General features: G+C 74.1%; 16 protein-coding genes. 7 read left to right on the forward strand and 9 right to left on the reverse strand.

The window, feature by feature from the left end; genetic code table 11:
- Positions 1-32: 32 nt before the first annotated feature.
- Entirely contained in the window at positions 33-1,535 is a 1,503-nt protein-coding gene (gene miaB / locus OP86_RS04935; RefSeq protein ID WP_267883105.1) for a tRNA (N6-isopentenyl adenosine(37)-C2)-methylthiotransferase MiaB, read from the reverse strand.
- Positions 1,536-1,730: 195 nt separating this feature from the next.
- Between miaB and OP86_RS04940 the strand changes: the two genes are divergently transcribed.
- Positions 1,731-2,750: a TAXI family TRAP transporter solute-binding subunit gene (locus OP86_RS04940; RefSeq protein ID WP_030057697.1), complete on the forward strand. Its 1,020-nt coding sequence runs from the start codon at positions 1,731-1,733 to the stop codon at positions 2,748-2,750.
- Positions 2,751-2,834: 84 nt separating this feature from the next.
- Here OP86_RS04940 and OP86_RS04945 read toward each other — a convergent pair whose 3' ends face one another.
- Together OP86_RS04945 and OP86_RS04950 are read right to left on the reverse strand one after the other, a co-directional pair.
- Positions 2,835-4,259 carry a sensor histidine kinase gene (locus OP86_RS04945; RefSeq protein WP_030057603.1) on the reverse strand — a complete coding sequence of 475 codons (1,425 nt, stop codon included), beginning with the start codon at positions 4,257-4,259 and terminating at the stop codon, positions 2,835-2,837.
- Between the two features lie 6 nt (positions 4,260-4,265).
- Positions 4,266-5,024 carry a response regulator transcription factor gene (locus OP86_RS04950; protein WP_030057602.1) on the reverse strand — a complete coding sequence of 253 codons (759 nt, stop codon included), beginning with the start codon at positions 5,022-5,024 and terminating at the stop codon, positions 4,266-4,268.
- Between the two features lie 388 nt (positions 5,025-5,412).
- On the opposite strand from OP86_RS04950, the gene OP86_RS04955 reads away from it, so the two are divergent.
- From OP86_RS04955 to OP86_RS04975, 5 genes are all read left to right on the forward strand, one after another.
- Entirely contained in the window at positions 5,413-6,186 is a 774-nt protein-coding gene (locus tag OP86_RS04955; RefSeq protein WP_030256981.1) for an amino acid ABC transporter ATP-binding protein, read from the forward strand.
- A gap of 117 nt (positions 6,187-6,303) precedes the next feature.
- On the forward strand, positions 6,304-7,203 hold the full coding sequence (locus OP86_RS04960; protein ID WP_030057599.1) for a glutamate ABC transporter substrate-binding protein: 900 nt from the start codon (positions 6,304-6,306) through the stop codon (positions 7,201-7,203).
- A 49-nt stretch (positions 7,204-7,252) separates the two neighbouring features.
- Positions 7,253-7,903, forward strand: a complete 651-nt coding sequence (locus tag OP86_RS04965; RefSeq protein WP_030057598.1) for an amino acid ABC transporter permease — start codon at positions 7,253-7,255, stop codon at positions 7,901-7,903.
- A 73-nt stretch (positions 7,904-7,976) separates the two neighbouring features.
- Entirely contained in the window at positions 7,977-8,825 is an 849-nt protein-coding gene (locus OP86_RS04970) for an amino acid ABC transporter permease (protein ID WP_030057597.1), read from the forward strand.
- 122 nt (positions 8,826-8,947) lie between these two features.
- On the forward strand, positions 8,948-10,756 hold the full coding sequence (locus OP86_RS04975) for an FAD-dependent monooxygenase (RefSeq protein WP_063832293.1): 1,809 nt from the start codon (positions 8,948-8,950) through the stop codon (positions 10,754-10,756).
- A 20-nt stretch (positions 10,757-10,776) separates the two neighbouring features.
- Here the strand turns inward: OP86_RS04975 and rny are convergent, their stop codons facing one another.
- The 6 genes from rny to OP86_RS05005 all read right to left on the reverse strand — a co-directional run bounded on the left by rny (position 10,777) and on the right by OP86_RS05005 (position 17,956).
- Entirely contained in the window at positions 10,777-12,249 is a 1,473-nt protein-coding gene (gene rny / locus OP86_RS04980) for a ribonuclease Y (RefSeq protein ID WP_030057594.1), read from the reverse strand.
- Positions 12,250-12,381: 132 nt separating this feature from the next.
- Positions 12,382-13,404, reverse strand: a complete 1,023-nt coding sequence (recX, locus tag OP86_RS04985) for a recombination regulator RecX (RefSeq protein WP_234434903.1) — start codon at positions 13,402-13,404, stop codon at positions 12,382-12,384.
- Positions 13,405-13,408: 4 nt separating this feature from the next.
- Positions 13,409-14,524 carry a recombinase RecA gene (gene recA, locus OP86_RS04990; RefSeq protein ID WP_030057592.1) on the reverse strand — a complete coding sequence of 372 codons (1,116 nt, stop codon included), beginning with the start codon at positions 14,522-14,524 and terminating at the stop codon, positions 13,409-13,411.
- Positions 14,525-14,711: 187 nt separating this feature from the next.
- A complete protein-coding gene (locus OP86_RS04995; protein ID WP_418952595.1) occupies positions 14,712-16,013 on the reverse strand; it encodes an AI-2E family transporter in 1,302 nt (433 codons plus the stop codon).
- A 51-nt stretch (positions 16,014-16,064) separates the two neighbouring features.
- Positions 16,065-16,259, reverse strand: a complete 195-nt coding sequence (locus tag OP86_RS05000; protein ID WP_030057590.1) for a DUF3046 domain-containing protein — start codon at positions 16,257-16,259, stop codon at positions 16,065-16,067.
- 113 nt (positions 16,260-16,372) lie between these two features.
- Entirely contained in the window at positions 16,373-17,956 is a 1,584-nt protein-coding gene (locus OP86_RS05005) for a S8 family serine peptidase (RefSeq protein WP_030057589.1), read from the reverse strand.
- Between the two features lie 196 nt (positions 17,957-18,152).
- On the opposite strand from OP86_RS05005, the gene OP86_RS05010 reads away from it, so the two are divergent.
- Entirely contained in the window at positions 18,153-22,877 is a 4,725-nt protein-coding gene (locus OP86_RS05010) for an ATP-dependent helicase (RefSeq protein ID WP_078588621.1), read from the forward strand.
- The last annotated feature ends 8 nt before the right edge of the window (positions 22,878-22,885 follow it).

Genomic DNA, 22,885 nt, shown 5'->3' on the forward strand with positions numbered 1-22,885 from the left:
AGTCCCACCTGGCCGCCGTACGGAGCAGTGCGTCAGTCGCCGCAGCAGGCGCCGCCCGCGGGTGCGGCGAGCGGCAGTGCGGCCGGGGCGCCGATGGACGGCAGGCCGAGCATCACGCCGGCCGGCTTGGCGGCGGGCTTGGCCTGGCGCTTCTCCCAGGCGTCGCCGGCCCGGGTGCGGCGCACCGAGAGCACCGGGCCCTCGGCGAGCAGGTGGTGCGGGGCGGCGTAGGTGATCTCGACGGTCACCATGTCGCCCGGGCGCACCGGCTCCTCGGGCTTGCTGAAGTGCACCAGGCGGTTGTCGGGGGCGCGGCCGGAGAGCCGCCGGGTCTGGTCGTCCTTCTTGCCCTCGCCCTCCGCGACGAGGATCTCCAGGGTCCGGCCGACCTGCTTCTTGTTCTCCTCCCAGGAGATCTCCTCCTGGAGGGCGATCAGCCGGTCGTAGCGGGCCTGCACGACCTCCTTCGGGACCTGGTCCTCCATCTCCGCGGCCGGGGTGCCGGGGCGCTTGGAGTACTGGAAGGTGAAGGCGTTGGTGAAGCGGGCCTCGCGGACGGTGTGCATCGTCTCCTCGAAGTCCTCCTCGGTCTCGCCGGGGAAGCCCACGATGATGTCGGTGGAGATCGCCGCGTCCGGCATCGCCTCGCGGACCTTGCGGATGATCCCGAGGAAACGCTCCTGCCGGTAGGAGCGGCGCATCGCCTTGAGGACCCGGTCGGAGCCGGACTGCAGCGGCATGTGCAGCTGGTGCATCACGGCGGGGGTCTCGGCCATCGCGGCGATCACGTCGTCGGTGAAGTCGCGCGGGTGCGGCGAGGTGAAGCGGATCCGCTCCAGGCCCTCGACCTGGCCGGCGGCGCGCAGCAGCTTGGAGAAGGCCTCGCGGTCGCCCAGGTCGGAGCCGTAGGCGTTGACGTTCTGGCCGAGCAGCGTCACCTCGATGACGCCCTCGTCGACCAGCGCCTCGATCTCGGCGAGGACGTCGCCGGGCCGGCGGTCCTCCTCCTTGCCGCGCAGGGCGGGGACGATGCAGAAGGTGCAGGTGTTGTTGCAGCCGACCGAGATCGAGACCCAGGCGGCGTACGCGGACTCGCGGCGGGTCGGCAGGGTGGAGGGGAAGGTCTCCAGCGACTCCAGGATCTCGACCTGGGCCTTCCGCTCGATCGCGGCCCGCTCCAGCAGAGCCGGCAGGTGCCCGATGTTGTGCGTGCCGAACACCACGTCGACCCAGGGGGCGCGCTGGACGATGGTGTCGCGGTCCTTCTGGGCCAGGCAGCCGCCGACGGCGATCTGCATGCCCTTGTGGCGGCCCTTGACCGGCGCCAGCTGGCCGAGGTTGCCGTACAGCTTGTTGTCGGCGTTCTCGCGCACCGCGCAGGTGTTGAACACCACCAGGTCCGGGTCGCCCTCGGGCCCGGCCTTGACGTAGCCCGCCTCCTCCAGCAGCCCGGACAGCCGCTCGGAGTCGTGGACGTTCATCTGACAGCCGTGCGTGACGACCTTGTAGCTCTTCAATCCGCTCTCACCGCTCACCAGACCAGGGTACGGGCAGCCGCGAAGCGCTTTTCCCGGAGCTCCCCGGCCCGCCCGCAGCCCCGCCCGCAGCCTCCCCCGGCCGGTCCGGGGGCCTCCCCGGCCCCGTCCCGGAGGGTTTCCGCGGCCCGTCCCGGAGCTTTCGCCGTCCCGGTCCCCTCCCGTTCGGCCGGAGCGCCTGGCAGTATCCCCTGCATGGCCCCCACCACTCCGTCCCCGCTCGGCTCCGCCGTCCGCACCGCGGCCGGCAGCCCGCTGTGGCGGACGCTGCTGGTGCTGGTGCTGCTGGTCGCCGGCCTGGGCGGCTGGTGGCTGTCGGCGGGCCGCTCGCCCGGGTACCCGCGCGGGGAGGTCCGCTTCGCCACCGGCGTGCAGCGCGGCGTCTACGACCGGTACGGGCAGCTGCTGCAGGCACACGTCTCCTCGACGATGCCGGGGGTGCGGCTGGCCCTGGACAACTCCGAGGGCTCGATAGACAACCTCACCCGGGTGATCACCGGCCGGGACGCCTTCGCGATCGCCACCGCCGACGCGGTCGCCGACTACCAGGGCCCCGGCAAGGACCGGCTGCGGGCGATCGCCCGGCTCTACGACGACTACCTGCAGCTGATCGTCCCGGTCTCCTCCCCGGTGCGCCGCACCGCCGACCTCAAGGGCCTGCGGGTCGGTGTCGGCCTGCCGCAGTCCGGGGTGAACCTGGTGACCAAGCGGCTGCTGGCCGCGGCCGGGCTGGACCCGGACCGCGACATCGTTCCCGTGCCGGCCGGGGTCGGCGACGCCGCCGACCAGCTGCGCGAGGGCAAGCTGGACGCCTTCTTCTGGTCCGGCGGGCTGCCCACCAGCGCGCTCACCGACCTGTCCGACCACGTCCGGATCCGGCTCGTGCCGCTGAGCGACCTCGCCGAGGCCCTGCACAGGGCCGAGGGCGGCGGCACCGACGCCTACCGGGCAGCCACCATGCCCAAGGGCACCTACCCGAACGCCGAGCCCAAGGAGGCCGTCGCCACGGTGGCCGTGCCCAATCTGCTGATCACCCGGGACGACGCGGACCCGGGCCTGGTCGAGGGCATGACCCGCGCGGTGATCGACAGCCGCGACCAGATCGGCGCCCAGGTGCACGCCGCCCAGCTGGTCGACCTGCGCACCGCCGTCTACACCGACCCGCTCCCGCTGCACACGGGCGCGGCGCGCTACTACCGCTCGGTGAAGCCGTAAGCACCCGCCGAAGCCGGAGCGCCCACTGAGGCCGGAGCACCCGCCGAAGCCGGAGCGCCCGCGCGCGGCGGCGAGCGCCCGCCGTCACTTCTCCGGCCGCGGCACCGTCAGCGTCACCGCGAGCCCGGTCGGCTTGACCGGTGCGAAGCCGAGCGAGCCGCCGCCGGCCGCCAGCAGGGTGCGGGCGATGGACAGGCCCAGCCCGGAGCCGTCCACGTTCTGGTGCCGGGGGCTGCGCCAGAACCGGTCACCGGCCCGGGACAGCTCGTCCTCGGTGAGGCCGGGCCCGGCGTCGACGACGGTCACCGCGACCTCGTCCCGGCGTACCGCGACCCGCAGCCGCACCTCGCTGCCGGCCGGGCTGAACTTGAGCGCGTTGTCCACCACGGCGTCCAGGGCGGAGCCGAAGCCGATCGGGTCGACCATGCCGATCGCCAGGGCCGGGCCGTCCCAGCGCAGCCCGATCCCGCGCTGCTCGGCGACCGGCCGCCAGGCGTCGGCCCGGGCCAGGGTGAGTTCGGCCAGGTCGGTGCGCTCCGGCTCGGGGCGGGCGTGCTCGGCGGTGGCCAGCCCGAGCAGGTCGTCCAGGACCCGGGCCAGTCGGACGCCCTCCTCCCGGACGCCGCTGAGCTCCTCCTCGTGCCCCTCGGGCAGCTCCAGGCCGAGCACCTCGACCCGCAGCAGCAGTGCCGAGAGGGGGTTGCGCAGCTGGTGCGAGGCGTCCGCGACGAAGGCCTTCTGCTGGTCCATCGCGAGCACCACGTGGTCCGCCATCTCGTTGAACGAGCGTGCCAGCCGCTGCAGTTCGGGCGGTCCGCCGCCGGGGGCGACTCGGGCGGCCATCCGGCCGGTGGCGATGTCGTGGGTGGCCCGGTCCAGGGTGCGCACCGGTCGCAGCACCCATTCGGTGAGCCGGACGGCCAGCAGCACGGCGACGATCATCGCGGCGGCCTCGCCCGCGACGAGCACCAGCCACTTGTGCAGCACCCGGGTGCGCAGCGCCCCGGTCGGGGACTCGCTGAGCACGACCGCGACCACGTCGCCGTCGCGCACCACCGGGGTGGCGACGGTGATCGTCCGGTCCGGCGTCCACGGCCAGACCTGCGGCGGGTTGTGGCTGCGCCGCCCGTCCAGGGCCTCCTGGAAGGCCTGGGCGCCCCAGCCGGAGGCGGGCACCCGCCAGTTCTCGGGCGCGGCGGCGATCGGCAGGCCGTCGCGCTGGAAGATGCCCAGCCGCACGCCGTACAGGTCGAAGTAGCGGCGGACCTCGGCGTCGATCGCGCGCTGTCGGCTGAGGTCGCCGGGGGCGGGCTCCGGGTCGCCCTTGCGCGCCGAGTCGACGGCGCCGGAGGTGGGCAGGTCCTGGGCCAGGCGGGCGGCGTCGTCGAGCCGGTCGACGACCACCTTGGTCTGCTCGGCCGCCGCGACCGCCGCCGCGAGCGGCAGCCCCAGGGCGGCCAGGACGCAGAGCATGAGGGCGATCAGGATGCCGAGCAGGCGGGTGCGCACGTGCGGTCAGTGCTCCGCGGGGGCGTTCGGCGCCGGGTCGGCCGCGGCGGCCGCCGGGCACTCCGGGATCAGGCGGTAGCCGACGCCGCGCACGGCCTCGACCAGGCCGGGCAGTGCGAGCTTGTTGCGCAGCGAGCCGATGTGCACCTCCAGGGTGCGCCCGTTGCCCTCCCAGCCGCTGCGCCAGACCTCGCTGAAGATCTGCTCGCGCCGGTAGACCACGCCCGGGCTCTGCGCGAGCAGGGCGAGCAGGTCGAACTCCTTGCGGGTGAGCGGCACGTCGCGGCCGTCCACGCTGACCCGGCGGCGCTCCCGGTCGATCCGGATGCCGCGGGACTCCAGCGGGCCGCGCTGCTGCGGGACGGTGTCGGGGGCGGGCACCGACACCGAGGAGGGGGCGGCGCCGCGGCGGGCCACGGCGTGGATGCGGGCGAGCAGCTCGCCCATGTCGTACGGCTTGGTGACGTAGTCGTCGGCGCCCAGGTTGAGGCCGTGGATCCGGGAGCGGACGTCGGCGCGGGCGGTGACCATGATCACCGGCACTCCGCTGCCGGCCCTGATCCGGCTGCACACCTCGAAGCCGTCGCGATCGGGCAGCCCGAGGTCGAGCAGCACCACCCGGTACGGCTCGTTCCCGTCCGGCACCAGGGCGTCCAGCGCCTCGTGCCCGCTGCGGGCGTGCCGGACCTGGAAGCCGTGCCGGCCCAGTACCGCGACCAGCGCGGCGGCCACGCGTTCGTCGTCCTCGACGAGCAGCAGTCGCATCCTGTGTTCTCCTCCTTCCCCCACGTGATCACCGGTGTTCTGCGGACCGATCGGTCAGGCCCTTGCGCAGTATGGGCCAGCGGGCGGCCCGACGCCAGGCTGGACCGCGCACCGGGCTCGTGGGGGACGGGCAGCACCGGTGCACCTTCCCGCTGTGACATGCCCCGTCGGCGCCCTCGCGAACAGTACGTACGGACCGTGTGGCCGTTTTGTGATCCTCAAGTTCCGCTCAGATCGGCTGACGGCGCGCGCTCACGGCTCCTAAGGTCGGCCCACCGGGGGCTGCGGCTCCGCCGGCCGCGGCTCCCGGATTCGCACCACCATTGCCTCCCAAGGGAGTTGAAGACTTCTCGGGCAGGCACGATCCGAAACAGAGGGAGCAGGCGCGATGACCGAGAGCCCGGTCCAGGACTCCACCCCCGCAGCCGCCCCGCTGGTCGTGCTGAGCAACGTCAACAAGCACTACGGCGCGCTGCACGTGCTGCAGGACATCGACCTCAGGATCACCCAGGGCGAGGTCGTCGTACTGATCGGCCCGTCCGGTTCGGGCAAGTCCACGCTCTGCCGGACGATCAACCGGCTGGAGACGATCGACTCCGGCGCGATCACCATCGACGGCCGGCCGCTGCCCGCCGAGGGCAAGGAGCTGGCCCGGCTGCGCGCCGAGGTCGGCATGGTGTTCCAGAGCTTCAACCTGTTCGCGCACAAGACCGTGCTGGAGAACGTGGTCATCGGCCAGGTGAAGGTGCGCAAGGTGCCCCGCCCGCAGGCCGAGAAGACCGCCCGGGAGCTGTTGGAGCGCGTCGGCGTCGGCGCCCAGGCCGACAAGTTCCCGGCCCAGCTCTCCGGCGGCCAGCAGCAGCGCGTGGCGATCGCCCGGGCGCTGGCGATGAAGCCCAAGGTGATGCTCTTCGACGAGCCCACCTCGGCCCTCGACCCGGAGATGGTCAACGAGGTGCTGGAGGTCATGCGCCAGCTGGCCGCCGACGGCATGACGATGGTCGTGGTCACCCACGAGATGGGCTTCGCCCGCTCCGCCGCCAACCGCGTGCTGTTCATGGCCGACGGAAAGATCGTCGAGCAGAACACCCCGGACGCCTTCTTCACCGCGCCGCGCTCGGACCGCGCCAAGGACTTCCTCTCGAAGATCCTCCACCACTGACGCTTCGAGACCACGCGGGCCGCCTCCGGCAACGGTGCCGATCGGCCCTGCCCGTACACAACTTCCAGACGCCAGAGCCCGGTTGACACCGCGGCCCAGCCCCAGGAGAACACCCTCATGAGGACTTCCCGCACCCTCGCCGTCGTGCTCTGTGCCGTCGCGCTCACCGCCACCGCCGCCTGCGGCAAGGACGGCACCCCCGGTGCCGCCGCCAGCGCGAGCGACGCCCCGAAGCTGCCGACCTACACCGTCAAGACCGACGCCAAGGTCGACTCCCCGATCATCGCCGAGGCCCGCAAGCGCGGCCAGCTGATCATCGGCGCCAAGGCCGACCAGCCGAACCTCGGCTGGGAGGACGTCGCCAGCGGCGACCGCAGCGGCTTCGACATCGAGATCGCCAAGATGGTCGCCGCCGACCTCGGCTTCACCCCGCAGCAGATCAAGTGGCAGACCCTGGTCTCCTCGCAGCGCGAGCCGGCCATCGACAAGGGCCAGATCGACTTCTACGTCGGCACCTACAGCATCAACGACGAGCGCAAGAAGACCGTCTCCTTCGCCGGCCCGTACTACATCGCCGGCCAGGACCTGCTGGTGAAGCAGGACAACACCTCGATCACCGGCCCGGAGAGTGTGAACGGCAAGAACGTCTGCACCGCCACCGGCTCGACCTCGATCAAGAACATCCAGCAGTACAGCCCGAAGATCACGCAGTTCGACACCTACTCGGCCTGCGTCGAGAAGCTCCTCTCCGGTGAGGTCGACGCCGTCACCACCGACGACGCCATCCTCAAGGGCTACGCCTCCAAGTACGCCGGCAAGCTCAAGGTCGTCGGCAAGCCCTTCACCAAGGAGAACTACGGCGTCGGCCTCAAGAAGGACGACGCGGTGCTGCGCAACGCCATCAGCGACGCCCTCAAGGCGCACGAGGACAACGGCGACTGGAAGAAGGCCTACGACGCGACCCTGGCCGCCTCCGGCTCCGCCGCGCCCGACGTCCCGGCCCTCGACCGCTACTGATCCGCCCCCGCACCACATTCCCAACCCTGATTGAGAGGAGGGCCGCCGGATGGGGTTCCTGTTCGAGGACGACAACTTCGCGTTGTTCCGCGACGGCTTCCTGCAGACGATCGAGGTGAGCGCACTCAGCGCGCTGCTCGCCCTGCTGCTGGGCACCCTGCTGGCGGCCTTCCGGGTCTCCCCGGTGCCGGTCCTGCGCGCCTTCGGCACCGGCTGGGTCACGCTCTTCCGCAACACCCCGCTGACCCTGCTGTTCTTCGCCGTCACCTTCGGCCTGCCGCCGCTCGGCGTGCACTTCAGCCACCTGGTCTTCGCGGTGCTGGCGCTCGGCGGGTACACCGCCTCGTTCGTCTGCGAGGTGATCCGCTCCGGCATCAACACCGTGCCGCTCGGCCAGGCGGAGGCCGCCCGCAGCCTCGGCATGACCTTCGGCCAGACCCTCACCATGGTCGTCCTGCCGCAGGCCGCCCGCACCGTGCTGGCCCCGATGAGCAGCGTGTTCATCGCGCTGCCGAGGAACTCGGCGATCGCCGGCGCGTTCAGCGTCGGCGAGCTGTACAGCGCCCAGCAGACCTTCTCCGAGCGCGGCTACTCGATCTTCGCGATCTTCTTCTGGGTGGCCTGCGCCTACCTGCTGATCAGCGCGACGGTCGCCACGTTCTTCCGCTTCCTGGAATCCCGACTGGCGGTGGCCCGATGAGCGAGCGCAGCGAGCGAACAATCAAGAGGCGCGCATGGGCGAATGCCCCTGCCGAGCGCAGCGAGGTGGGCGCATGAGCTTGTTCAACCGCCCCGCGACGGCCAGTGTCCTCTACGACACCCCCGGCCCGAAGGCCCGCGCCCGGTACCGCCTGTTCGGCGTCCTCTCCCTGATCGGCGTCGCCGGACTCCTCGGGTACGTCTTCACCGCACTCGCCGACAACGGCCAGTTCGACGCGGACCTGTGGGACGCGTTCCAGTACAACACCGTCCAGCAGCGGATCGTGGACGGCCTGCTGGCCACCCTGGAGGCCTTCGGGCTGGCCGCGCTGTTCTCGCTGACCCTGGGCGCCCTGCTGGCGGCCGGTCAGCTCTCCGACCACAAGCCGGTCCGCTGGGCCTGCACGGCCTTCACCCAGTTCTTCCGGGCGATGCCGCTGCTGATCCTGATCGTCGGCCTCTACTACGCGTTCTTCGCCCAGCAGCCGATGTGGGCGCTGGTGCTCGGGCTCACCCTCTACAACGGCGCGGTCCAGGCCGAGATCATCCGCAGCGGCGTCAACGCGGTCCCGCGCGGTCAGGGCGAGGCGGCGTACGGCCTCGGCATGCGCAAGACCCAGGTGATGATGTCCATCCTGGTGCCGCAGGCCGTCCGCTCGATGCTGCCCACGATGATCGGCCAGCTGGTCGTCACCCTCAAGGACACCTCGCTCGGCTTCGTCATCACCTACCACGAGCTGCTGTTCGTCGGAAAGGCGATCGCCAGCCAGCCGATCAACGCCGCGGGCTTCCCCTACATCCCCGTGGTGCTCGTGATCGGCCCGCTCTACATCGCCATGTGCCTGCTGCTGACCGCGCTCGCGCGCTGGATCGAAGCACGCGGCCGTCGCGGCGCGAACCGGCGCACTTCGGCTGCTGCTTGACGGACACGCAGGTGAACTGTTGCATTGCTCTTCGTGACACCTCCCGGGAGCATCCACGCGGCATATGCGGCAGCGGTAACTGACGCCGGCCGATCGGCCGGTTCGTGCCCGGAGGTCCCCTCATGGACCCGGTGATCGTGGTCGGGGCCGGACCGGTCGGTCTGGCCCTGGCCCTCGCCCTGGCCCGGCACGAGGTGCCGACCGTCGTCCTCGACGAGGGCTCCGGGCTCTGCCCCGAAGGCCCGCGCAGCCTCGTCCTCGGCGCCGACACCACCGCCTTCCTGACCCGGATCGGCTACCCGCGGGCCGTCTCGGACTCCGCCCTGTGGGACTCCTTCGCCATCTGGCGCCGCCGCCAGGAGGTGCTGCGGATCGACCTCACCGACTCGCCCACCTTCCACCTCCCCCAGCACCGCCTCCAGCGCGGCCTGCGCGACGCCCTGACCGGCACCCCGCTGATCAAGCTGGTCCCGCTCAACCGGGTCGTCGAACTCGAACAGGACCGGGACGGCGTCAGCATCCGCACCACGGGCACCCAGAACGGCACCACCACCTGGTGGCGCGGCAGCCACCTGGTCGGCTGCGACGGCGCGAGATCCACCGTCCGCAAGCTCCTGAAGATCCGCTTCCCCGGCCGCCCGGCGGTCGACCGCAACGCCATCGCCACCGTCCGGGTCGACCTGCCCTTCGACGGCGCCCGGCTGCACCGCGAACCCCCGTGGCGCGGCGACCGCGAGGCCTCCGCCCGTCCGCTGCCGGACGGCGTCTGGCGGCTCGACTGGCGACTGCCCCCCGGCCGGCCCGCCCTCACCGAGACGGTCGACCCGCACGCCACCTGGCCCGGCATCGTCACCGGCGACACCCTGCTCACCCGGGTCACCTCCACCCTCACCGGCTGGTGCGGCGAACTCCCCCGCTTCGACCTGCTCGCCGCCGCCGACCACACCGCCCAGCAGCGCCTGGCCGCCCGCTTCCGGGTCGGCCGCTGCTTCCTGGCCGGCGACGCCGCCCACCTGCACGGCGCCCTGGGCATGCAGAACCTCGCGGACGGGCTGCGCGACGCCGACAACCTCGCCTGGCGGCTCGCCCTCGCCTGGCACCTGCACTCCGGCGGCCCCCAGCCCGGCGGCTCGCTGCTGGACGGCTACGAGGCCGAACGGCGCGGCGCGGTCGGCGCCCGGCTGCGCGCCGTCGACCAGTCCATGCCGCTGCTGCGCCCGCTGCGCGGCTGGCAGCAGACCCGGCGCTCGCTGCTGGTCGGCGGCTTCCGCAAGCACGCCCCGCTGCTCGCCGACGGCCAGCTCGGCACCGGCCGCTTCGGCGGCGCGCCCGCCTACCCGGCGGCGCCCTCCGGCGTCCCCGGCCGGGTCCCGGTGCAGCGCGGCTCGCGCGGCACCACCTCGCTCAGCGAACTGCTGCCCGCCACCGCCCCCGGCGTGCTCGTCCCGGACCTGCCGGTGCTCGCCGCCGACGGCGCCCCCGACCACCTGCACGCCCGCCTCGGCGCCACCTTCCTGCTGCTGCTGGTCGCGCCCGGCACCGCCGTCTGGTCGTCCGAGCACTGGCTCGGCGCCGGCCTGATGCCCCGGCTCGCCGAGGTCGCCGAGGCCCTGCCGGTACCCGCCGAGGTGCTGGTCACCGAGGACTACCCGGGCGCCGGGCCGCACACCGTCCTGCTGATCCGCCCGGACGGCCACCTGGTCGGCGTCACCCAGGGCGCCGTCGCGGAGGACCTCCTCGCCCTGGCCGACAGCGCTCGCGGCGGCCCGGCCACCCTCGCCCCGGCCCCCGAACCGGCCCCCGAACCGGCCCCTGAACCGGCCCCTGAACCGACCGCCGACGCCGCGCCCGAACCCGAGCAGGCCGACCGGCCCGAGCCCCAGCGCGCCGACCGCCGCCGCGCACCGCAGCAGGTCGACTCCCCGAGCTAGCCCCGACCGCCGGACAGGCCCTAACCCGCCACCGCCGTGGCGCGGCTCTCCCGGACCACGGTCACCCGGATCCGGCCCGGGTACGTCAGCTCGGCCGAGACCTGCCGCGCGACCTCACGGGCGATCAGCTCCACACCCAGGTCGTCCACCTCCTCCGGGCGGACCATCACCCGGACCTCGCGGCCGGCCTGCATCGCGTAGGCCTCGGCCACGCCCGCGTACGAGCGCGCGATCTCCTCCAGCCGCGCCAGCCGGCGCACGTACAGCTCCAGCGACTCCTTGCGCGCCCCCGGCCGGCCGCCCGAGCAGGCGTCCGCGGCCTGGGTCAGCACCGCCGTCACGGTGGACGGCTCCACCTCGTTGTGGTGGGCGGCGATCGCGTGCACCACCTCCGGGGACTCGCCGTACCGCCGGGCGAGCTCCGCGCCGACCGCCGCGTGGCTGCCCTCGGCCTCGTGGGTGAGCGCCTTGCCGATGTCGTGCAGCAGCGCCGCGCGCCGCACCGGCTCCGGGTCCACGCCGAGCTCGGCGGCCATCATCCCGGCCAGGTGCGCGGACTCCAGCAGGTGCCCGAGGACGTTCTGCCCGTACGAGGCCCGATAGCGCAACGAGCCCAGGGTGCGGACGAGTTCGGGGTGCATCCCGCCGACCCGGGCGTCCAGCAGGGCGTCCTCGCCGGCCCGGACGCAGCGCTGCTCGACCTCCGTACGGCTGCGCTCGTGGAGGTGCTCGATCCGGGTCGGGTGGATCCGGCCGTCCTCGATCAGCTGCTCCAGGGTGAGCCGGGCGGTCTCCCGCCGCACCGGGTCGAAGCAGGAGAGCTGCACCGACTCCGGGGTGTCGTCGACGATCAGGTTCACCCCGGTGACCGCCTCGAAGGCGCGGATGTTGCGGCCCTCGCGGCCGATGATCCGGCCCTTCATGTCCTCGCTCGGCAGCCGGAGGACGGTGACGGCGGTCTCCGCGGTCTGCTCCGTCGCCAGCCGCTGGATCGCCCCGGTGAGGATCGACCGGGCCCGGCGCTCGCCCTCCTCCTTGGCCTCGCGCTCGATCTCCCGGACGGTGACCGCCGCCTCCCGCCGGGCCGAAGCCTCGGCCTCACGCAGGAGTTCGGCCCGGGCCTGCTCGGCGGAGAGCCCGGCGGCGCGTTCCAGGGCCGCCGCCCGGCGGGTCGCCAACGCCTCGACCTCGCCCCGGGAACGTTCCAACTCGGCTGATCGACCGGCCAGTTCGTCCTCCCGGTGACGCAGTCGGCGCAGCCCCTCGGCCAAGTCCTCCTCGCGGCGGGCGAGTTCGGCCCGCTGCCGGACGGCCTGCTCCTCGGCCCACCGGTGGACCCGCTCGGCCTCGGCCAGCGCACTGCGCCGGGCCGCCCGGAGCCGTCCGATGACCAGCCCGGCGAGTACCGCGAGCACCAGCACCAGCAGGGCGGCGGCCGATCCGGCGATCGGCAGCAGCGAGCCGTCCGGTCCGGTGCCCGCAGAGATCCCCATGCCGCCCCACTCCCCGTCCCTGTGCGGGGCACGTTCGGAAGCGGCCCCGGGCACTGAAGGCGAGGCTAAGTGCGGGTCACGAGACGGTCAAGACTTGCCCCGTTCCGCATCAAGAGGCGTACGAAACAGCCACTACTCCCCCTCGGTTTCCGACAGTTCGCTCCCCTCTTCTTCCAGTGCAGCGCGCACCACCCGGAACGCCAGCCCCTCGGAGTAGCCGCGCCGGGCCAGCATCCCCACCAGCCGCCGGGTGCGGACCTGCGGATCCAGCCCCCGGGTGGAGCGCAGCTTGCGCTCGACCAGCGCCCGGGCCGCGTCCGCCTCGTCGTCGTGGTCCAGCTGCGAGACGGCCTGCTCGACCAGGTCGGCGGCCACGCCCTTGGTGCGCAGCTCCTGCGCCAGCGCCCGCCGGGACAGGCCCCGGACGGCGTGCCGGGACTCCACCCAGGCCTCGGCGAAGGCCGCGTCGTCGATCAGCCCGACCTCTTCGAGCCGGGTGAGCACCTCGTCGGCGACCTCGTCCGGGATCTCCCGCTTGCGCAGGGCGTCGGCGAGCTGCTTGCGGGTCTTGGCCGCGCCGGTCAGCAGCCGCAGGCAGACGTCCCGGGCGCTGGTCTCCGGATCGGCCGACTCCTCGGCCTGCTTCCGAGCGCCGCGGGCGCCCTTCTTCCGCTCGCCGGACAGATCCTCACCGCGCTGCTCATCGCCGAACAGTCCCTCACCGGACAGTCCCTCGCCGGACAGCCCGTCGGCGGTGCGCCCGCGCCGGGTGCGGCCCCGACGCGCACCGGAGCGCGGGGTCGAGGCGGCCACACCCCCGTGACCGGCCGCCCCGTCCTCACTCCGGCGGCGCGACGCGAACGCCGGTGCGGAAGCGGGCACGCCCGCCTCGAACTCCTCGGCCGTCACGGCCGAGCGCCGCCGACGGCGGCCGGTGGGCAGCTCGGAGGCGGAGACCAGCCCGAGCGCCTCGACCGAGACCTCCGCCGGCTGCTCACACTCCTGAGCGGGCCCGGGCGCCGCGCCGCGCACCGCCCGGGCCGGGGCCCGGTCGGATTCCGGCTCCTCCGCTACTGCGGCGAACCAGTCCGGCGGCCCGTAGTCCTCGTCCTCCGGGCCCGCCGGGCCGCCTCCCACCGTGTCGTACTGCGTCAACGGCTCAGGCCTTGGCAGCAGCCGTCTTCTTCGCCGCGGCCGTCTTGGCGACGGTCGCGGTGATCGGCTTCGCCGCGCCGTCGGCGGCCGCGGTGTCCGCCTCGCCCTCGGTCGGCTCCTCGGTCTTCGGGCCGATGCCGAGCTTGCCCTTGATCTTCCGCTCGATCTCGTCGGCGAGCTGCGGGTTGTCCCGCAGGAAGTTGCGGGCGTTCTCCTTGCCCTGGCCGAGCTGGTCGCCCTCGTAGGTGTACCAGGCGCCCGACTTGCGGATGAAGCCGTGCTCGACGCCCATGTCGATCAGGCCGCCCTCGCGGCTGATGCCCACGCCGTAGAGGATGTCGAACTCGGCCTGCTTGAACGGCGCGGCGACCTTGTTCTTGACCACCTTGACGCGGGTGCGGTTGCCGACCGCCTCGGTGCCGTCCTTCAGGGTCTCGATCCGGCGGATGTCCAGACGGACCGAGGCGTAGAACTTCAGTGCCCGGCCACCGGTCGTGGTCTCCGGCGAGCCGAACATCACACCGATCTTCTCGCGCAGCTGGTTGATGAAGATCGCGGTGGTGTTCGACTGGTTCAGCGCACCGGCGATCTTGCGCAGCGCCTGGCTCATCAGTCGCGCCTGCAGACCGACGTGCGAGTCTCCCATCTCTCCCTCGATCTCGGCGCGCGGGACGAGCGCCGCGACCGAGTCGATGATCACCAGGTCGATCGCGCCGGAGCGGATCAGCATGTCGGTGATCTCCAGTGCCTGCTCACCGGTGTCCGGCTGGCTGACCAGCAGGGCGTCGGTGTCCACGCCGAGCTTCTTGGCGTACTCCGGGTCGAGCGCGTGCTCCGCGTCGACGAAGGCGACCGTGCCGCCGGCCTTCTGGGCGTTGGCCGCCAGGTGCAGGGTCAGGGTCGTCTTGCCGGAGGACTCGGGGCCGTAGATCTCGATCACTCGGCCGCGCGGGATGCCGCCGACCCCGAGGGCGACATCCAGGGCGGTGGACCCGGTGGAGATCACCTCGATGGGCTCGTTGGCCTTCTCGCCGAGGCGCATCACCGAGCCCTTGCCGAACTGCCGCTCGATCTGGGCGAGCGCGGTTTCCAGGGCCTTCTCGCGGTCCGTACCTGCCATGGCTTTTTCCCTCGGGTTCTGTGCTGTGCGCTTCATCGTCCTCGACGCTAGCGCGTCCCACTGACAAACGAGCCAGTCCGGGCTCGGCCTGTGGAAAACTCGTCGCCGGAGAGTACAAAGAACATCTGTTCGATTCAAGCGTCGCACGTCCCCGCGGTGTGGCTCCCGTCACGGCCCCCGCCGGCCGTCAGCCCCCGTCCCCGCCGACCATCCGCCGCAGCCGCCGCGCCGCCTCCCGGCGCAGCTCCCGGCGGGCCCGCCCCTGCTCGCCCCGGTCGATCCGCGGATCGGCGGCCACCTCGTACCGCCGCACGTACGTCCCGACGAAGCCCTGCAGGGTCGCCGCCGCCGGGATCGCGATCAGCGCGCCCACCGCCCCGAGCAGCGCCGCGCCCGCGATCACCGAGCCGAAGGCCACCGCCGGGTGCACGTCCACCGTCCGCGCGGTGATCCTCGGGTGCAGCAGGTAGTTCTCGACCTGCTGGTAGACCACCGTGAAGACCAGCACCCACAGCGCGTCCACCGGCTGCACGGTGAGCGCCACCAGCACCGGCAGCGCACCCGCCAGGTACGTCCCGATGGTCGGCACGAACTGCGACATGACGCCGACCCAGATCGCCAGCGCGGCCGAGTACGGCAGGTCGATCAGCGCGAACATCACCCAGTGCCCGGCCGCCGACACCACCGCCAGCACCGCCCGGGAGTACAGGTAGCCGCCGGTCTTGGCCAGCGCGATCTCCCAGGCCCGCAGCACCTCGCCCTGCTTGGCCGGCGGCAGCAGCGAGCAGACCGTCCGGCGCACCCGCGGGCCCTCGGCGGTGAAGTAGAAGGTGAACAGCCCGACCGTGAAGATCTGGAAGAGCCCCCCGAGCACGGTGGAGGAGACGCCCCAGATGTTGTCGGCGGCCTGCTGGGCGTAGTTCTCGATGGTGCCGGAGTCCTTGAGCAGCTTCTTCTGCAGCTCGCCCAGCGACAGGTCCTGATGGAAGGTCCGATTGGTCCAGCCGATCAGGTTGTCGACCAGGTGCGGCAGGTCTCCGGCGATCTTCGCCACCTGGTCCACCAGCAGCGTGCCGAGCGCCGCGAGGAAGCCGAGCACCGCGACCCCGACCGCGACGAACACCAGGAAGGTGCCGACCCCCCGGCGCACCCCGCGCGCCGCCATCCGGTCGACGGCCGGCTCCAGCGCGAGCGAGAGGAAGAAGGCCACCAGCAGCATCACGAACAGGTCGATCAGCTGCCGGAAGGCCCAGTCGGCGAGCTGGAACAGCCCGACCAGCACCAGGAACAGCACCATCGCCCGGGGCAGCCAGCGCGGCATCCCGCCACCCCACAGGACGCCGCCCCCGCCGGTGGGCTCGCCGCCGGTGCGCTCGCCCGCGCGGGTGCGCTCACCGCCGGGGCGCTCGCCCCCGATGATCTCGCCCGCGTCCTCGCCGCCGCCCCGCGCCGACCTGTCCGAATCCTTCTGTTCTGCGCTGCTTGTCACCCGGACAGTCTGTCCCACGCCCGGTGCCCGCCCGGGCACCGGAGGCCCCGTTCAGCGCAGCAGCGTCGAGACCCCCTGGGTCTCGCAGACCACCCGCCAGACGTCCTTGGCCTCCCAGCCCGCCTCCAGCGCCTGCCGCACCGTCCGCCCGCCCAGTTCCGTCATCACGTGGTCGGTCGCGAACGACTCCGCGTACGTCTCCCCGAAGTGCGCGTGCATCCGTCGCCAGAACTCCGTCAGCCTCATGGCTCAAGTATCCCGGACCCGCCGCCCGTGCCCCGGCCCGCCACCGCCCGCCATCCGCCACCCGCCACCCGCCCGTTCTGCCCCGTCGCCCGGCTCTCCGCGGTGGGCCGGGCTCAGTGCGGCAGCGCCAGCAGGCCAGCCCCGGAGTACTGCCGGTCCCCGCACGCGTACGGCCCCGCCGGGCAGCCCGCCGTCGCGGTGTTCGCGAGCAGCGCCGCCAGGCCGTCGGAGCCGAGGCCCGGGTGGAGCGCCGCGGCAACCGCGACCGCGCCGGTGACGTGCGCGGCGGCCATCGAGGTGCCGGCCAGCGCCGCGTACTGCCCGCCGGGCCAGTCCGAGACGATCGCGTTCTGCGCCCCGCCGTCCGGGTCCCCGCCGGGGGCGGCCAGCGAGACCCGGCCGCGCCCGTAGTTGGAGTAGGCGGACGGGTGGCCGTCCCGGTTGACGGCGGTGACGGTGACGACACCGGGCAGTTCGCCGGGCAGCCGGACGCACTCGGTGCCCAGGTAGCGGGTGCGCGGCGGCCCGGAGACCCGGTCGTTGGGGCTGCGTTCGTCGGTCCGGGCGGCGCCGAGGTCCTGCCCGTCGTTGCCCGCCGAGGCGACCACCACCGCGCCCCTGCTCCGGGCGTACCGGGCGGCCCGGTCGACGGCGGCGATCAGCGTGGCCTGGTCGCGGTCCCCGGGGCAGTTGTACTTCCACGGGTCGGCGAAGTAGCTGTTGTTGATCGCCTTGGCACCGTGGTCGGCGGCCCAGACCAGGCCGCAGACGATGTTCTCGACGTAGTACTGCCCGAGCGGGCCGAGCAGCCGTACGGCGGCGATCCGCACGCCCGGCGCGACCCCGGTGACGCCGCGGCCGTCCCGGGTGGCGCCGACGATCCCGGCGACGTGGGTGCCGTGGCCGCTCTCGCCGACTCCGGGGTCGGGCCGCCAGGCGCCGGTCCTGGCGTCGGGCCGGCCGTCGGCGCAGGAGGCGGAGGCCTTCGGGTCGACGGCGGCGCGCAGGTCGGGGTGGGTGTCGTCCACGCCGGAGTCCAGCACCGCGACCAGCACCCCGCGCAGTGTCTCCGGGCCCGGCACGCCGCCCGCGGGGGCGCCGTTCGGCACCGGGGAGGCGTCGCCGGCCCGGGCCGTGGTGGCCCCGAGCATGGCGAGGTTCCAGGCCCCGCCCTCGGCCGGGTCGGGCACGGTGGCCGTCTCGCCGTCCGCCCGTTCGCCGCCGGCCCCAACCCCGATCCCAGCCCCGGCCGCCCCGACCCCGTCCGTACCAACCGTCCCGCGGACGCCCCGGGGCACCCCCGCCGTGAAGTCCCCGGCGCCGTCCACCGCGCGGGGCGGCGCCACCACCGGGGCGGTCCGGGTGGCGCCGACGGCGGCGATCCCGGGCCGGGCCCGCACCCGGTCCGCGAACCCCCCGGTCGCGTACGCCAGGACGGCCCCGATCTGCGGGTACGCCTGCACCACCTGCCCGCCGGCCGCCCGGCTCTCCGCCGCGGCCCGGTCGGCGCCGGGGGCGTCCTCCCGCTCGGCCAGCACCAGGTAGCTGAGGTAGGCCCGGCCGGGCCCGGACACGTACGGGACGGCCCCGCCCACCACGAGCGCCGTGAGCAGCATCGCGAGGAGCGCCCGGGCGGGCCCGCGGACCCGGCGGCGGGCGGTGCGGGCGGGCGGGCCCGACGGGTGCGCCTGCGCCATCGCACGGCCTCCGCTCGTCGGTCCGGTGGTTCACGGGTGGATCATGCTCCCGAATCATCACGATATGAGCGGATTGTCGTTTCTGCTCCTCGGCTTGCACCCCGCTACTCCTCGGCTTGCACCCCGCTACGGCACCCCCGCCCCTCGCCCGCCCAGTCCACCCCCGGTTGTCGGTCCCACCCGGCACCATGGGGGCATGGCGCCCCAGCACCCGACCCCGCCCGCCGACGACCCCGACGGCCCCGACGACCCCCTGGCCGGCTTCGCCCCGGCCACCCGGGCCTGGTTCACCGGTGCCTTCTCCGCCCCCACCACCGCCCAGGCCGAGGCCTGGCGCGCCATCCGGCGGGAGACGGACGTCCTGGTGGTCGCCCCCACCGGCTCCGGCAAGACGCTCGCCGCCTTCCTCTCCGCCCTCGACCGGCTCAGCAGCACCCCGCCCCCGGCCGAGCCCAAGCACCGCTGCCGGGTCCTCTACGTCTCGCCGCTCAAGGCCCTCGCGGTGGACGTCGAACGGAACCTGCGCGCCCCGCTGACCGGCCTGCGCCAGGCCGCCGTCCGGCTGGGCCTGCCCGAGCCGGAGGTCCAGGTCGCCATCCGCTCCGGCGACACCCCGGCCGCCGACCGCCGCCGCTTCGCGACCCACCCGCCGGACATCCTGATCACCACCCCCGAATCGCTGTTCCTGCTGCTCACCTCCGCCGCCCGGGAGGCACTGCGCGGCGTGGACACGGTGATCCTGGACGAGGTGCACGCGGTCGCCGGCACCAAGCGCGGCGCGCACCTCGCGCTCACCCTGGAGCGGCTGGACGAGCTGCTGGACCGCCCGGCCCGCCGGATCGGCCTGTCCGCGACGGTGCGCCCGGTCGAGGAGGTGGCCCGCTTCCTCAGCCCGCAGCGCGGCGCCGTCGTCGTCCAGCCGCCCGCCGCCAAGGAGTTCGACCTCTCGGTGGTCGTCCCCGTCCCCGACCTGGACGACCTGCCCGCCGCCCCGGCCACCGGCGGCGCCGCCGGCAGCGACCCGCAGCGCCAAGCCTCGATCTGGCCGCACGTCGAAGAGCGGATCGTCGACCTGGTCGAGGCGCACCGCTCGACCATCGTCTTCGCCAACTCCCGCCGCCTGGCCGAACGCCTGTGCAACCGGCTGAACGAGATCGCCCACGAGCGCGCCACCGGCACCGCCTTCCCCGAGGCGCACGCCCCGGCCGAGCTGATGGGCGGCTCCGGCGCGGCCAAGGGCGCTCCCCCGGTCATCGCCCGGGCCCACCACGGCTCCGTCTCCAAGGAGCAGCGGTCCCTGGTCGAGGAGGAGTTGAAGGCCGGCCGGCTGCCCGCCGTGGTCGCCACCTCCAGCCTGGAGCTGGGCATCGACATGGGCGCCGTCGAGCTGGTCGTCCAGGTCGAGTCCCCGCCCTCGGTCGCCTCCGGCCTGCAGCGGGTCGGCCGGGCCGGCCACCAGGTCGGCGCGGTCTCCACCGGTGTCTTCTTCCCCAAGTACCGGGGGGACCTGGTGCAGTCCGCCGTGGTCACCGAGCGGATGCGGGCCGGCCGGATCGAGGCGCTGCGCATCCCGCGCAATCCGCTGGACGTGCTGGCCCAGCAACTCGTCGCGATGACGGCCCTGGACGCCTGGCCGGTGGACGAGCTGCTCGCCGTGGTCCGCCGCGCCGCGCCCTTCGCCACCCTCCCGCAGTCCGCCTTCGACGCCGTGCTCGACATGCTGGCGGGACGCTACCCCTCGGACGCCTTCGCCGAGCTGCGCCCCCGCGTGGTCTGGGACCGGGTGGCCGGCACCGTGACCGGCCGCCCCGGCGCCCAGCGCCTGGCCGTCACCTCCGGCGGCACCATCCCCGACCGCGGCCTGTTCGGCGTCTTCATCGCCGGCTCGGCCGCGTCCGATGCGAAAGCGGCGAAGAAGGGCGGCGGCCGGGTCGGGGAGCTCGACGAGGAGATGGTCTACGAGTCCCGCGTCGGCGACGTCTTCACCCTCGGCACCACCTCCTGGCGGATCGAGGAGATCACCCACGACAAGGTCCTGGTCACCCCCGCCCCCGGCGTCCCCGGCCGGCTCCCGTTCTGGAAGGGCGACACCCTCGGCCGCCCGCTCGAACTCGGCCGCGCCCTCGGCGCGTTCACCCGCGAGCTGGGCGCGCTGCAGCCCGAGGCCGCCACCGAGCGCCTCAAGCAGGCGGGGCTGGACGACTGGGCCGCCGCCAACCTGCTCGACTACCTCGCCGAACAGCGCGCCGCCTGCGGCCACCTCCCGGACGACCGCACCATCGTGGTCGAGCGCTTCCGCGACGAGCTCGGCGACTGGCGGATCGTCATCCACTCCCCCTTCGGCGCCCAGGTGCACGCCCCCTGGGCGCTCGCCCTCGGCGCCCGGCTCCGGGAGAAGCACGGCCTCGACCCGCAGGTCATGCACGCCGACGACGGCATCGTGCTGCGCCTGCCCGACGCCGACCTGCTCGCCCCCGACTTCGACTTCGCCGGCCCCTCGGAGCAGGCGGGTTCCGACGAGGCCCCGGTCGGCGCCGACGCCGCTCTGTTCGACCCGGGCGACATCGAGCAGCTGGTCACCGACCAGGTCGGCGGCTCCGCCCTGTTCGCCTCCCGCTTCCGCGAGTGCGCCGGCCGCGCCCTGCTGCTCCCCCGCCGCAACCCCGGCCGCCGCACCCCGCTCTGGCAGCAGCGCCAGCGCGCCGCCCAACTGCTCGAAGTCGCCTCCGAGTACGGCTCGTTCCCGATCGTCCTGGAGGCCGTCCGCGAGTGCCTGCAGGACGTCTTCGACGTCCCCGGCCTGGTCGAGCTGATGGGGGACTTGGAATCCCGCGCCGTCCGGCTGGTCGAGGTCACCACCCCCGAGCCCTCGCCCTTCGCCCGCTCGCTGCTCTTCGGCTACGTCGCCCAGTTCCTCTACGAGGGGGACTCCCCGCTCGCCGAGCGCCGCGCCGCCGCCCTCTCGCTGGACTCCCGGCTGCTGTCCGAGCTCCTCGGCCAGGCCGAGCTGAGCGAACTGCTCGACCCCCAGGTGCTCGCCGAGCTGGAGGCCGAGCTCCAGCGCCTCACCCCCGAGCGCCGGATCAGGGACGCCGAGGGCGTCGCCGACGCCCTGCGCCTGCTCGGCCCGCTCGACGAGGCCGAGCTGACCGCCCGCGGCGCCGAGCCGCTCTGGGCCCTGGAGCTGGAGGCCGCCCGCCGGGTGATCCAGGTCCGGATCGCCGGCGAGCAGCGCTGGGCCGCGATCGAGGACGCCGGCCGCCTGCGCGACGCGCTCGGCACCCCGCTGCCGGTCGGCGTCCCCGAAGCCTTCACCGAACCGGTCAAGGACCCGTTGGGCGACTTGCTGGCCCGCCACGCCCGCACCCACGGCCCGTTCACCGCCGCCGAGGCCGCCGCCCGCTACGGCCTGGGCACCGCCGTCGTCACCGGCACCCTGCACCGCCTCACCGCCGCCGGCCGCCTGGTGCAGGGCGCCTTCCGGCCCGCCGAGAGCCACACCACCGCCGCCGAGTGGTGCGACGCCGAGGTGCTGCGCCGGCTGCGCCGCCGCTCGCTGGCCGCCCTGCGCCAGGAGGTCGAGCCGGTCCCGCCCCGCGCCCTGGCCGCCTTCCTCCCGCAGTGGCAGCACCTGGCCGGCCACCGGCTGCGCGGCCCGGACGGCCTGCTCCGGGTGGTCGAGCAGCTGCAGGGCACCGCCCTGCCCGCCTCCGCGCTGGAGAAGCTGATCCTCCCGGCCCGGCTCGCCGACTACTCCCCCGGCCTGCTGGACGAGTTGACGGCGGCCGGTGAGATCGGCTGGTGCGGGGCCGGCGCGCTGCCCGGCAAGGACGGCTGGCTCAGCCTGCACCTCACCGAGAACGCCCACCTGCTGCGCCCCGAGCCGGTCCCGCCCGCGCTCACCCCGCTGCACAGCGCCCTGATGGCCGCGCTGGCCGGCGGCTACGGCCTGTTCTTCCGCCAGCTCGTCCAGCAGCTCCCGGAGGAGATGCCGGAGCCGGAGGTCGTGACGGCCCTCTGGGACCTGGTCTGGGCCGGCTACGTCACCAACGACACCCTCGCCCCGCTGCGCGCCCTGCTCGGCTCCGGCCGGACGGCGGGCGCCACCGCCCACCGCGCGCCCCGGGCGACCCCGCGCGGGCGCTACGGCGGGGCCGGCCGCCCGTTCGGCCGGGTCGGCGGCGCCCTGCGCAGCGGCCCGCCGACGGTGGCCGGGCGCTGGTCGCTGCTGCCCGCCCTCGCCGCCGACCCGACGGTCCGGGCCACCGCCCAGGCGCAGAGCCTGCTGGACCGCCACGGCCTGCTCACCCGGGGCACGGTGGCCGCCGAACGGGTGCCCGGCGGCTTCGCCGGGGTCTACCGGGTGCTCGCCGCGATGGAGGAGCGCGGCCGGGCCCGCCGGGGCTACTTCGTCGAGGGCCTCGGCGGCGCCCAGTTCGCGATGGAGGGCGCGGCGGACCGCCTGCGCTCCGTCAACGGTCGGCTGGAGCGGGCCCGGGCCGCCGAATGGCCCGCCGCACCGGCCGCCGAGCCGCCGCAAACGCTGGTGCTGGCCGCCGCCGACCCGGCGAACGCCTACGGCGCCGCGCTGCCCTGGCCGGATCCGCCCACCGCGCCCGACGGCAAGGAGTCCACGGCCCACCGCCCGGGCCGCAAGGCGGGCGCCCTGGTGGTCCTGGTGGACGGCGAGCTGGTGCTGTACGTCGAACGCGGTGGCAAGTCCCTGCTGGCCTGGCCGGAGGACGAGGCGGCTCTGGCGCCGGCGGCCGGTGCGCTGGCCGCCGCCGTCCGGGCGGGCGCGCTGGGCAGCGTCACGGTGGAGCGGGCCAACGGCGAGCCGACCCTCGGCTCCGCTCTCGGCCGCGTCCTGGAGGAGGCCGGATTCCACGCCACCCCGCGCGGACTGCGCCTGCGTCCCTGAACCAGGGC

This window comes from Streptomyces novaecaesareae (assembly GCF_000716875.1).
GTDB classification, from domain to species: Bacteria; Actinomycetota; Actinomycetes; order Streptomycetales; family Streptomycetaceae; genus Kitasatospora; species Kitasatospora novaecaesareae.

What these genes read in the sequence shown, in the direction of transcription:
- OP86_RS04955 (WP_030256981.1), top strand. Translation starts at nt 5,413, where the DNA reads ATGACCGAGAGCCCGGTCCAGGACTCCACCCCCGCAGCCGCCCCGCTG.
- OP86_RS04975 (WP_063832293.1), top strand. Translation starts at nt 8,948, where the DNA reads ATGGACCCGGTGATCGTGGTCGGGGCCGGACCGGTCGGTCTGGCCCTG.
- recA (WP_030057592.1), bottom strand. Translation starts at nt 14,524, where the DNA reads ATGGCAGGTACGGACCGCGAGAAGGCCCTGGAAACCGCGCTCGCCCAG.
- OP86_RS05005 (WP_030057589.1), bottom strand. Translation starts at nt 17,956, where the DNA reads ATGGCGCAGGCGCACCCGTCGGGCCCGCCCGCCCGCACCGCCCGCCGC.
- OP86_RS05000 (WP_030057590.1), bottom strand. Translation starts at nt 16,259, where the DNA reads ATGAGGCTGACGGAGTTCTGGCGACGGATGCACGCGCACTTCGGGGAG.
- rny (WP_030057594.1), bottom strand. Translation starts at nt 12,249, where the DNA reads ATGGGGATCTCTGCGGGCACCGGACCGGACGGCTCGCTGCTGCCGATC.
- OP86_RS04970 (WP_030057597.1), top strand. Translation starts at nt 7,977, where the DNA reads ATGAGCTTGTTCAACCGCCCCGCGACGGCCAGTGTCCTCTACGACACC.
- OP86_RS05010 (WP_078588621.1), top strand. Translation starts at nt 18,153, where the DNA reads ATGGCGCCCCAGCACCCGACCCCGCCCGCCGACGACCCCGACGGCCCC.
- OP86_RS04950 (WP_030057602.1), bottom strand. Translation starts at nt 5,024, where the DNA reads ATGCGACTGCTGCTCGTCGAGGACGACGAACGCGTGGCCGCCGCGCTG.
- OP86_RS04940 (WP_030057697.1), top strand. Translation starts at nt 1,731, where the DNA reads ATGGCCCCCACCACTCCGTCCCCGCTCGGCTCCGCCGTCCGCACCGCG.
- OP86_RS04965 (WP_030057598.1), top strand. Translation starts at nt 7,253, where the DNA reads ATGGGGTTCCTGTTCGAGGACGACAACTTCGCGTTGTTCCGCGACGGC.
- OP86_RS04960 (WP_030057599.1), top strand. Translation starts at nt 6,304, where the DNA reads ATGAGGACTTCCCGCACCCTCGCCGTCGTGCTCTGTGCCGTCGCGCTC.